Source organism: Methyloversatilis sp. (genome assembly GCF_030696805.1).
Taxonomy (GTDB): Bacteria; Pseudomonadota; Gammaproteobacteria; order Burkholderiales; family Rhodocyclaceae; genus Methyloversatilis.
Genome location: NZ_JAUYRO010000001.1, coordinates 1 through 9,201, shown reverse-complemented (window position 1 = coordinate 9,201; position 9,201 = coordinate 1). Strand labels below are relative to the sequence as shown.

8 protein-coding genes are annotated in these 9,201 nt (G+C 64.5%); 6 read left to right on the top strand and 2 right to left on the bottom strand.

The window, feature by feature from the left end; translation table 11 throughout:
* Positions 1–472 precede the first annotated feature (472 nt).
* From Q8R75_RS00040 to Q8R75_RS00030, 3 genes are all read left to right on the top strand, one after another.
* The gene (locus tag Q8R75_RS00040; RefSeq protein ID WP_305614281.1) at positions 473–820 is read left to right on the top strand and encodes a hypothetical protein; all 348 of its coding nucleotides are present in this window, start codon (positions 473–475) and stop codon (positions 818–820) included.
* Positions 821–905: 85 nt separating this feature from the next.
* Positions 906–2,096, top strand: coding sequence for an NAD(P)/FAD-dependent oxidoreductase (locus tag Q8R75_RS00035; protein WP_305614282.1), 1,191 nt, complete (start codon positions 906–908; stop codon positions 2,094–2,096).
* Between the two features lie 628 nt (positions 2,097–2,724).
* Complete coding sequence (locus tag Q8R75_RS00030) at positions 2,725–2,928, top strand: cold-shock protein (protein ID WP_019917894.1); 204 nt, start codon at positions 2,725–2,727, stop codon at positions 2,926–2,928.
* Between the two features lie 321 nt (positions 2,929–3,249).
* Here Q8R75_RS00030 and ppsA read toward each other — a convergent pair whose 3' ends face one another.
* Positions 3,250–5,619, bottom strand: coding sequence for a phosphoenolpyruvate synthase (gene ppsA / locus Q8R75_RS00025; RefSeq protein ID WP_305614283.1), 2,370 nt, complete (start codon positions 5,617–5,619; stop codon positions 3,250–3,252).
* A 171-nt stretch (positions 5,620–5,790) separates the two neighbouring features.
* Between ppsA and Q8R75_RS00020 the strand changes: the two genes are divergently transcribed.
* The 3 genes from Q8R75_RS00020 to Q8R75_RS00010 all read left to right on the top strand — a co-directional run bounded on the left by Q8R75_RS00020 (position 5,791) and on the right by Q8R75_RS00010 (position 7,989).
* A complete protein-coding gene (locus tag Q8R75_RS00020; protein ID WP_305614284.1) occupies positions 5,791–6,603 on the top strand; it encodes a pyruvate, water dikinase regulatory protein in 813 nt (270 codons plus the stop codon).
* A 75-nt stretch (positions 6,604–6,678) separates the two neighbouring features.
* Complete coding sequence (locus Q8R75_RS00015; protein ID WP_257082485.1) at positions 6,679–7,110, top strand: DUF1841 family protein; 432 nt, start codon at positions 6,679–6,681, stop codon at positions 7,108–7,110.
* A 21-nt stretch (positions 7,111–7,131) separates the two neighbouring features.
* On the top strand, positions 7,132–7,989 hold the full coding sequence (locus Q8R75_RS00010) for a D-hexose-6-phosphate mutarotase (protein WP_305614285.1): 858 nt from the start codon (positions 7,132–7,134) through the stop codon (positions 7,987–7,989).
* 101 nt (positions 7,990–8,090) lie between these two features.
* On the opposite strand, the gene Q8R75_RS00005 is transcribed toward Q8R75_RS00010, so the two are convergent.
* Positions 8,091–8,687 carry a YigZ family protein gene (locus Q8R75_RS00005; RefSeq protein WP_305614286.1) on the bottom strand — a complete coding sequence of 199 codons (597 nt, stop codon included), beginning with the start codon at positions 8,685–8,687 and terminating at the stop codon, positions 8,091–8,093.
* Positions 8,688–9,201 lie beyond the last annotated feature (514 nt).

Sequence of the window (9,201 nt, the reverse complement as noted above, 5' to 3'; positions counted from 1 at the left end):
CGGCTCTGCGGGCGGCGAGCGGTGCTCGCCGAAATCCCCGCTCCGCCCCTGCAGGCGATCCGGTCTCCGAACACGCAACATCGCATGCTCGACGTGCGCATCGCGGACGGGGTCCGCTCCTACGAAGGGCAACACCGTCGCGGTTTTCGTAGGAGCCGTCCCACGGTCGGCCCTGCATGGCCGGCCGGCTCTGCGGGCGGCGAGCGGTGCTCGCCGAAATCCCCGCTCCGCCCCTGCAGGCGATCCGGTCTCCGAACGCACGATGTCGCGTGATCAACGCGCGTATCGCGGACGGGGTCCGCTCCTGCGAAGGGCAACACCGTCGCGGTTTTCGTAGGAGCCTGCCGCGGCCGTTCCTGCGTGCTCGGGGTTTTCCCATTCGGTCCAGCATTTCAGGTGCTCTTATGTCGTTAGGCTATTCCGGGCACCCCTCGGCTGCTAATATTGCATTTTTATGACGGAGGGTTCAGCAATGAGGCAGCGACTCGGCGGTGGGAAATGTGGTGCGGAAGTTATTGTAGAGCGATCGCCACAACCGTCGTGGACGTCTTCGGTCGATATGCTGAAGCGGCTGCTCGACCTTCCGTCCGATGCCATCTTCATGGGCTTCGGGCTTGAATGCCGCATCTCCCTCAGATACTTCTGCCGCTCCTCGAACCAGCACGCGCGGGCTGATAATCACTGGCTCGATTCGCCCGAGACCGCTGTCACCTTCTCCAACTGGTCCGACGCCCAGAACGCGGAAGCCTCTTACCCCACCTCGCGGCTGGTGTTGATGTTCGATCTGGGCGACGAGATCCGCGTATTCCCGGCTCGGTAATCCGTTGCCGGTGAGCCTGGCGCAGATCGGCGGACGCGCCCGCGCTACACTCGACGGCCAGATAATTCAGGCCCGATTGATTTCCATGAAGTTTGACGTGATCGTGATCGGTGCCGGCGCAGCGGGCATGATGTGCGCCGCCACGGCCGGCGCGCGCGCACGATCGGTGTTGTTGATCGACCATGCGGCGAAGCTGGCCGAGAAGATCCGCATTTCGGGCGGCGGGCGCTGCAATTTCACCAACCGTGATCTCACGCCAGCGAGCTTCCTGTCGCAGAACCCGCATTTCTGCCGCTCGGCGCTGTCGCGTTACACGCCGCAGCACTTCATCGCACTGGTCGAGCGCCACGGCATCGCGTATCACGAAAAAACACTGGGCCAACTGTTCTGCGACGACTCGTCGATGCAGATCATCGATATGTTGAAGGCTGAGTGCGACGCGGCCGGCGTGCGCTGGCAGACGCCGTCGGCAGTGACTGCGGTCGCGCGCACCGACGAGGGGTTTCGCGTCGACACCGACGACGGTCCGCGCGAGTGCGCCTCGCTGGTCGTGGCGACCGGAGGGCTGACGGTGCCGAAGATCGGCGCCACTCCCTTCGGCTACCGGCTGGCCGAACAGTTCGGATTGGCGGTGGTGCCGCCGAAGCCGGCGCTGGTGCCGCTGGCGCTTGACCCGGCTTGGCTGGCGCGCTTCGGCGAGCTGTCGGGCGCGTCTTTCGATTCGGCGGCGTCGTGCCACGGTCCGGCGTTCCGCGAACAGACCTTGCTCACGCATCGCGGCCTGTCGGGCCCGGCGATTCTTCAGGCGTCGAGTTACTGGCAGCAGGCGGGCGCGCGCGAGCCTGTGGCCATTGATCTGTTGCCCGATGTGCATGACGCCGAAGCCTGGCTGCACGGCGCACGCGCCGGCCGACAGACGCTGGCGACCCTGCTCGCCGATCATCTGCCGAAGCGTTTCGCACAGCAGTGGGTGGATGTCGAAGGCGCGGGCAGCTGGAACGCCGCGCTGGTCGAGTTGCCGCGCGCGGCGCTGGGCGACATCGCGCGCTGCCTCAAGGGTTGGCTGATTCAGCCTGCCGGCACGCTGGGCTACAACAAGGCGGAAGTGACGCTGGGCGGCGTGGATACGCGCGGGCTCGACCAGAAAACCATGGCTGCCCGTGCAGTCCCCGGGCTGTTTTTCATCGGGGAGGTGGTCGATGTAACCGGCTGGCTCGGGGGCTACAACTTCCAGTGGGCGTGGTCGTCCGGCTGGTGCGCGGGGCAGGCCGTCTGAGCCATTGATGCGCGTCGCCCAGACATGCGCCACCGGCAAGGTCTGATTGAATCTGATCGAGCGCTGTCGTGGATAGCCATCACGCAGTGCCGCGCATCGCCTGCAATGCCGATCAACAGAGCGCGCGAAGTGTCGAATCCGATGAAAAATTTCGGGGTGCTGCGATGGTGGCGTGCAGGACCCTGACTACAGGGTGTTTGCAAGCGTGTCACATTGACGAGAGCGCAATGCCAGGCTTGTCGGGGATGAAGGTGTCTGAGATACGTGTGAAATAAAATTCTTTTCCGACAAGCATTTGCGGACGATATAAAGCTCATTGGCATGTTTAGACGATGCGCTCTCGATCGTTATCCATGTGGCCGCAACGCGCATTCAACATCATGCCGCGATGGATATCGCCCCGCGGCGGCGATCGTTACTGCAATAAACGTTGAAATAGCATTTGCGTCGCTTCGTTAAATCCCGTATAAGCACTGCTGTAGGTGATTTCAAGCATGAACGTGTTGTGCGTCGGTTCTCGATTTTCAAGTCAGTACTCCGCTTGCCATATTCCCCTTGAGGTTTCCCTGCACTATGGTCACCGCACATCGCGATGGCCTGTTTAAATCTGTATTCAAAGGAATTGAAAATGGCAACTGGTACTGTTAAGTGGTTCAACGACGCCAAGGGTTTTGGTTTTATTTCGCCGGACGACGGTGGTGAAGACCTGTTCGCGCACTTCTCCGCCATCCAAGGCAACGGCTTCAAGTCGCTCCAGGAAAACCAGAAGGTTTCCTTCGAAGTGACCCGCGGCCCGAAGGGTCTGCAAGCCTCGGAAATCAAGCCGCTCTGATTTTTCAGACAGCGTGATGCCGCCGCAAGGCGGTCTCCGATGAAAAAAGCGCACTGCAAAGTGCGCTTTTTTTTCGTCTGCGTTTTCAGCCAGGCAACTGCAGGCGGTGAGCAGTGCAGTTTTTTCGGGTGAGCCGAGAGTAGCGAAGTTTTTTGTGGGAGCGGCGGCCCCGCCGCGATACGCACGCTGCACAACGATGGTCACGGCTCGATCGCGGCGAGGCCGCCGCTCCCACAGCCCTCCGGCCACTTGGGTACGCGCTCGGCGAGCAGTGTTCGCCGAAACCCCACTCCGGCCTCGCCGCTCTGCAGATTCCCGTACTTATTTCTCGTTGGCGTGGGCGGCGAGTTTCAGCCAGGTTTCGACGACGGTATCCGGATTCAGTGACATGCTCTGGATGCCTTCGTCCATCAGCCACAGTGCGAAGTCGGCGTGGTCGGACGGGCCCTGTCCGCAGATGCCGACATACTTGCCCATCTTGTTGGCGGTGCGGATGGCCATCGACAGCAACATCTTGACCGCCGGGTCGCGCTCGTCGAAGGCACCCGCGACGAGACCTGAATCGCGATCCAGTCCGAGCGTGAGCTGCGTCAGGTCATTGGAGCCGATCGAGAAGCCGTCGAAGTACTCGAGGAACTGTTCGGCCAGCAGCGCGTTGGACGGAATCTCGCACATCATGATGAGGCGCAGGCCGTTCTCGCCGCGCTTCAGGCCGTGTTCGCCGAGCAGCTTCACCACTTCAGCCGCTTCGCCCAGATTGCGCACGAAGGGCACCATGATTTCGACGTTGGTCAGGCCGAGCTCGTTGCGCACGTAGCGCATGGCGCGGCATTCCAGTTCGAAGCAGTCGCGGAAGCTGTGCGCGATGTAGCGCGAGGCGCCGCGGAAACCGAGCATCGGGTTTTCTTCGTCCGGCTCGTAGATGTCGCCGCCGAGCAGCTTCTTGTATTCGTTCGACTTGAAATCCGACAGGCGCACGATGACCGGCTTGGGCCAGAAGGCGGCGCCGATGGTGGCCACGCCCTCGACCAGCTTGTCGACGAAGAAGGCTTCGGGGTTCGCGTAGCCGCGCGCGCGGCGACGGATTTCCTCGCGCAGCCGGGCCGGTGCCTGGTCGATTTCAAGGATGGCCTTCGGGTGGATGCCGATCGTGTTGTTGATGACGAATTCGAGCCGCGCCAGACCCACGCCTTCGTTCGGCAACTGCGCGAAATCGAACGCCAGTTCGGGATTGCCGACGTTCATCATGATCTTCAGATCGAGGTCGGGCAGGTTCGACAGGTCGGACGTGACCACTTCGAAATCCAGTCGGCCGCGATAGATGTTGCCGGTGTCGCCCTCGGCGCAGCTGGCAGTGACCAGTTCGCCCTCGGCCAGTGTCTCGGTCGCGTCGCCGCAGCCGACGATGGCCGGAATGCCCAGCTCGCGCGCGATGATGGCGGCGTGGCAGGTGCGCCCGCCGCGGTTGGTCACGATGGCGGCCGCTTTCTTCATGACCGGTTCCCAGTTCGGGTCGGTCATGTCGGTGACCAGCACGTCGCCGGCCTGCACCTTGTCCATTTCGGACGAACTTTCGACAATGCGCACCGGGCCGGCGCCGATCTTCTGGCCGATGGCGCGGCCGCTGGCCAGCACCTTGCCGTACTGCTTCAGGCGGAATTTATGCTGCGTCATGCCGGATTCGTGCGACTTCACGGTCTCCGGGCGCGCCTGCAGGATGTAGAGCTGGCTGTCGATGCCGTCCAGGCCCCACTCGATGTCCATCGGGCGGCCGTAGTGCCCCTCGATCGTCATCGCGTAGCGCGCCAGTTCCAGCACCTGCGCGTCAGTCAGCGAAAAGCGCTGGCGGTCGGCGTCGGTGACATCGACGGTCTGCACGCTGCGGCCGGCCGACGCACTGGCGGTGAATTCCATCTTGATCATCTTGCTGCCGAGGGTGCGGCGGATGACCGCCGGGCGACCCTGGGCCAGCATGGGCTTGTGCACGTAGAACTCGTCAGGATTCACCGCGCCCTGCACGACGGTTTCACCCAGACCGTAGCTGGACGTGATGAACACAACGTCGCGGAAACCCGATTCGGTGTCGAGCGTGAACATGACGCCGGCTGCGCCCTTGTCGGAACGCACCATGCGCTGCACGCCGGCTGACAGCGCGACGCCCGCGTGCATGAAGCCCTTGTGCGCGCGGTAGCTGATCGCGCGGTCGTTGTAGAGCGAGGCGAACACTTCGCGGATCGCGTGCAGCACGTGGTCGATGCCGGAAATGTTCAGGAAGGTTTCCTGCTGGCCGGCGAAGGATGCGTCCGGCAGGTCTTCTGCGGTGGCCGAACTGCGCACCGCGAACGAGCCGTTGCCGGCGGCATCCAGTTCGGCATACGAGGCGCGGATGCCGGCTTCGAGTGCGGCCGGGAAGGGCGTGTCCATCATCCACTGACGGATCTGCGCGCCGGTGCGCGCGAGGGCATTCACGTCATCCACATCCAGCGCTTCGAGAGCGGCGTGGATGCGATCGGCCAGTGCGTCCTGTGCGAGAAACTCGCGGAAGGCCTCTGCCGTGGTGGCAAAGCCGCCGGGTACGCGCACTGACTTGGGCAACTGGCTGATCATTTCGCCCAGTGACGCATTCTTGCCACCGACGCTTTCGACGTCGGTCATGCGCAGCTGTTCGAACGGGATGACATAGCGAGACATGGGTATCCTCTCTTGAACATGGGGCGATCGCTTGTTGCGGCGATCGTGCAGTTTTCCGATGCACCGGATCAGTGCGCGGAAACCCGGTATTTTAGTTAATGTCGGTGGTGCACTGCGGAAAATTTTGCGCCGACTGTGCGGTTTGCGCACCGAACTGGATCAGAACACATCATGAGAACCGTCTTCTTCATTTCCGACAGTACCGGCATCACGGCCGAAACGCTCGGCCGCAGCCTGCTTTCGCAGTTCGAGGGCGTGAAGTTCCGGCACACCCGCGTGCCTTTCGTCGATTCGGTCGACAACGCGCTCGACTGCGTCGAACGCATCACCGAATCGCAGATGCGCGACGGCGTGCGGCCCATTGTGGTCACGTCCATCGTCAATGCCGAGGTGGCGCGCACCGTGCGCCAGGCCGACGCGCTCTTTCTCGATCTGTTCGAGCACTTCGTCGGGCCGCTGGAAGATGAGCTGGGGCAGGCGGCCAATCACAACGTCGGCCGGCAGAAGGGCGCGGAAGAAAGCGCCGATTACCAGAACCGTATCGAGGCGATCAATTTTTCGCTGGCGCACGATGACGGCATGTCGCACAAGGAACTGGAAAAGGCCGACGTGATTCTGGTCGGCGTGTCGCGCTCGGGCAAGACGCCGACCAGCCTTTACATGGCGATGCAGTTCGGCGTGAAGGTCGCCAACTACCCGCTGATTCCGGAAGATTTCGAGCGCGGCAAGCTGCCAACCGAACTGGTGAAGTACCGCAGCAAGCTGTTCGGCCTGACCATCGCGCCGGAGCGGCTGTCGCAGATCCGCGAAGAGCGGCGGCGCGGCAGCAAGTACGCCTCGCTCTCCAACTGCCGCTACGAAGTCGATGCGGCGCAGAAGCTGATGCGCATGGAAGGCATACGCTGGCTCGAATCGACCCACAAATCGATTGAGGAGATTGCCGCCGTCGTGCTGCAGGCGGTGCATGTCGAGGACGACAGCTGACGCGCCGCGGACGCCGGGTGTTGCTCTGTGGCGCTTTGTGGTGCAATGGCCGCCCGCACGATCCCGCTCCGCCCCATGTTCAATCCCACCCGCGACCAGGCCCGGCAGTTTTTTCTCGACACCTGGGCCAAGCGCAACAGCGGCCAGCCGCTGACGCAGATGGAAACCATCGCGCTGACGCTGATCGGCCGCCACCCGGAATACCACGCGCTGCTCGACCAGGGCGAGCGCGCGCTCACCCGCGAATACCCGCCGGAACTGGGTGAGACGAATCCCTTCCTGCACCTGTCGCTGCATCTGGCGATCGAAGAGCAACTGGCCATCGACCAGCCACCCGGGCTGCGCGCCGCCTTCGAGGCGCAGCGCGCGAAGATGGGTGACGAACACGAGGCGCTGCACCGGGTGCTCGACTGCCTGGGCGAGAGCATCTGGCGCGCCCAGCGCGACCGCCAGCCGCCCGACGGCGCCGCCTATGTGGCCTGTGTGCGCGCCGGGCTCGACGATTGAATTCAATTCTCCAATGACACAATGACCGACAAGACCGGACACATCCTTCCCACCGAATTCCACGGCCAGCCCGCGCTGTCACTCGAAGCGGCCGACGGCGCGCGCTGCGTCGTCAGCCTGTTCGGCGGCCACATCCTGTCCTGGGTACCCGCGGGCGGCAAGGAGCGGCTCTACCTGTCGCCCGATGCGCGCTTTGACGGGGAGGCGGCAATCCGCGGCGGTATCCCGGTCATCTTTCCGCAGTTCGCAGCGCGCGGCGACGGCCCGCGCCACGGCTTTGCGCGCACCCGGGTGTGGCAACTGACCGAACAGCGGGCGGCGGCCGATTTCGTCACCGTGACGCTGACGCTGCGGGACGACGCGGCGACGCGCGCGCTGTGGCCGCACGCCTTCCTGCTGGAACTGACCGTGATGCTGAGCGGCAACCGGCTCGACCTCGAACTGAGCGCGGAAAACACCGGAGATGCGCCGTTCATGTTCGCCGCCGCGCTGCACACCTATCTGCGCGTCGGCGAAGTCGAAAACTGCCGCGTCGAAGGTTTGCGCGGCAAGCGCTACCTCGATGCGACTGCGGGCGATCGGGCGACCCTGGACAAGTTCGATGCGGTGGTGGTCGAGGACGAAATCGACCGCGTGTATGTCGGCGCGCCCGACAGCGTCGTGCTGAACGAACCCGGCCGCGCGCTCGGACTGCAGAGCACCGGCTTTCCCGATCTTGTCGTGTGGAACCCTTGGGAACACAAGGCGCGCGCACTGTCCGACCTGCCGGACCGAGACTTCCGACATTTTCTGTGCCTCGAACCGGCACTGGCCGACAAGCCGCTGGAACTGGCGCCGGGCGCGCTGTGGAGCGGGCTGCACACGCTGGTCGCGGCTTGAGGGCTGGATTCAAGATTCAAGGTGCAAGGTGCCGCTGGAGCGGTGTGCTTGTTTTCGGCTTGCGCTGAAGGGCTCTCGCGGGGGGCCTGGCGTGGGGGCGCTCAGCCGGCGTCTTCGCGGATCCAGCCGATGCGTCCCTGCGTGGCGTCATTCAGGCGCGCCACGAAGTCTGCGGCCGACGGTTCGGGCAGGCTGATGCGCATGTCGACCAGTGAGTCGTGGCTCACCGCGCCCAGCGTGGCACCCGCCGCGTCGATCTCGCGCCGCACCGTGCCTTCGAGCGCATAGGGCAGGGTGCAGCGCAGCGTGATGCGGCGGGTCAGCGGCACCTTGATCGCCGTGAGCAGCGCCTGCGCCACCGCGTCGGTGTAGGCGCGCACCAGACCGCCGGCGCCCAGATTGATGCCGCCGTAGTAGCGCACCACGGTTGCCAGCACGCCTTCCAGATCCTGATGACGCAGCACTTCGAGCATCGGCCGCCCGGCCGTGCCGCTGGGCTCACCGTCATCGACCGCCGCCGACTGTCCGCCCGCCAGCAACGCCCAGCACACATGCGTCGCACCCGGGTGCTGCCGCCACAGCTCGATCACCCGTGCCTGCGCCGCCGCGCGGTCGCGCATCGGCTCGACGCAACCGATAAAGCGGCTCTTCTTGATGAGCAGTTCGCTGTGAACCGCGGCGGCAAGGGTGTTCGACATGGCGGCGCAGCTTACCGGCAGTGCCTGCCGCGCGATACCCGTCTCCGAACATGCAGCATCACAGAAACCACGTTCTGATCGCGGACAGGGTCCGCTCCTACGAACGGCACCACCGTCGCGGTTTACGTAGGAGCCTGTCCTGCAGGCGATGCCGGTCTCCGATGACGCGGCGCCGCGTGATCAACGCACGCATCGCGGACAGGGTCCGCTCCTGCGAACGGCACCACCGTCGCGGTTTTCGTAGGAGCCGTCCCACGGTCGGCCCTGCATGGCCGACCGGCTCCGCGGGCGGCGAGCGGTGCTCGCCGAAACCCCCGCTCCGCCCCTGCAGGCGATGCCGGTCTCCGATGACGCGACGCCGCGTGATCAACGCGCGGATCGCGGACGGGGTCTGCTCCTGCGAAGGGCACCACCGTCGCGGTTTTCGTAGGAGCCGTCCCACGGTCGGCCCTGCATGGCCGACCGGCTCCGCGGGCGGCGAGCGGTGCTCGCCGAAACCCCCGCTCCGCCCCTG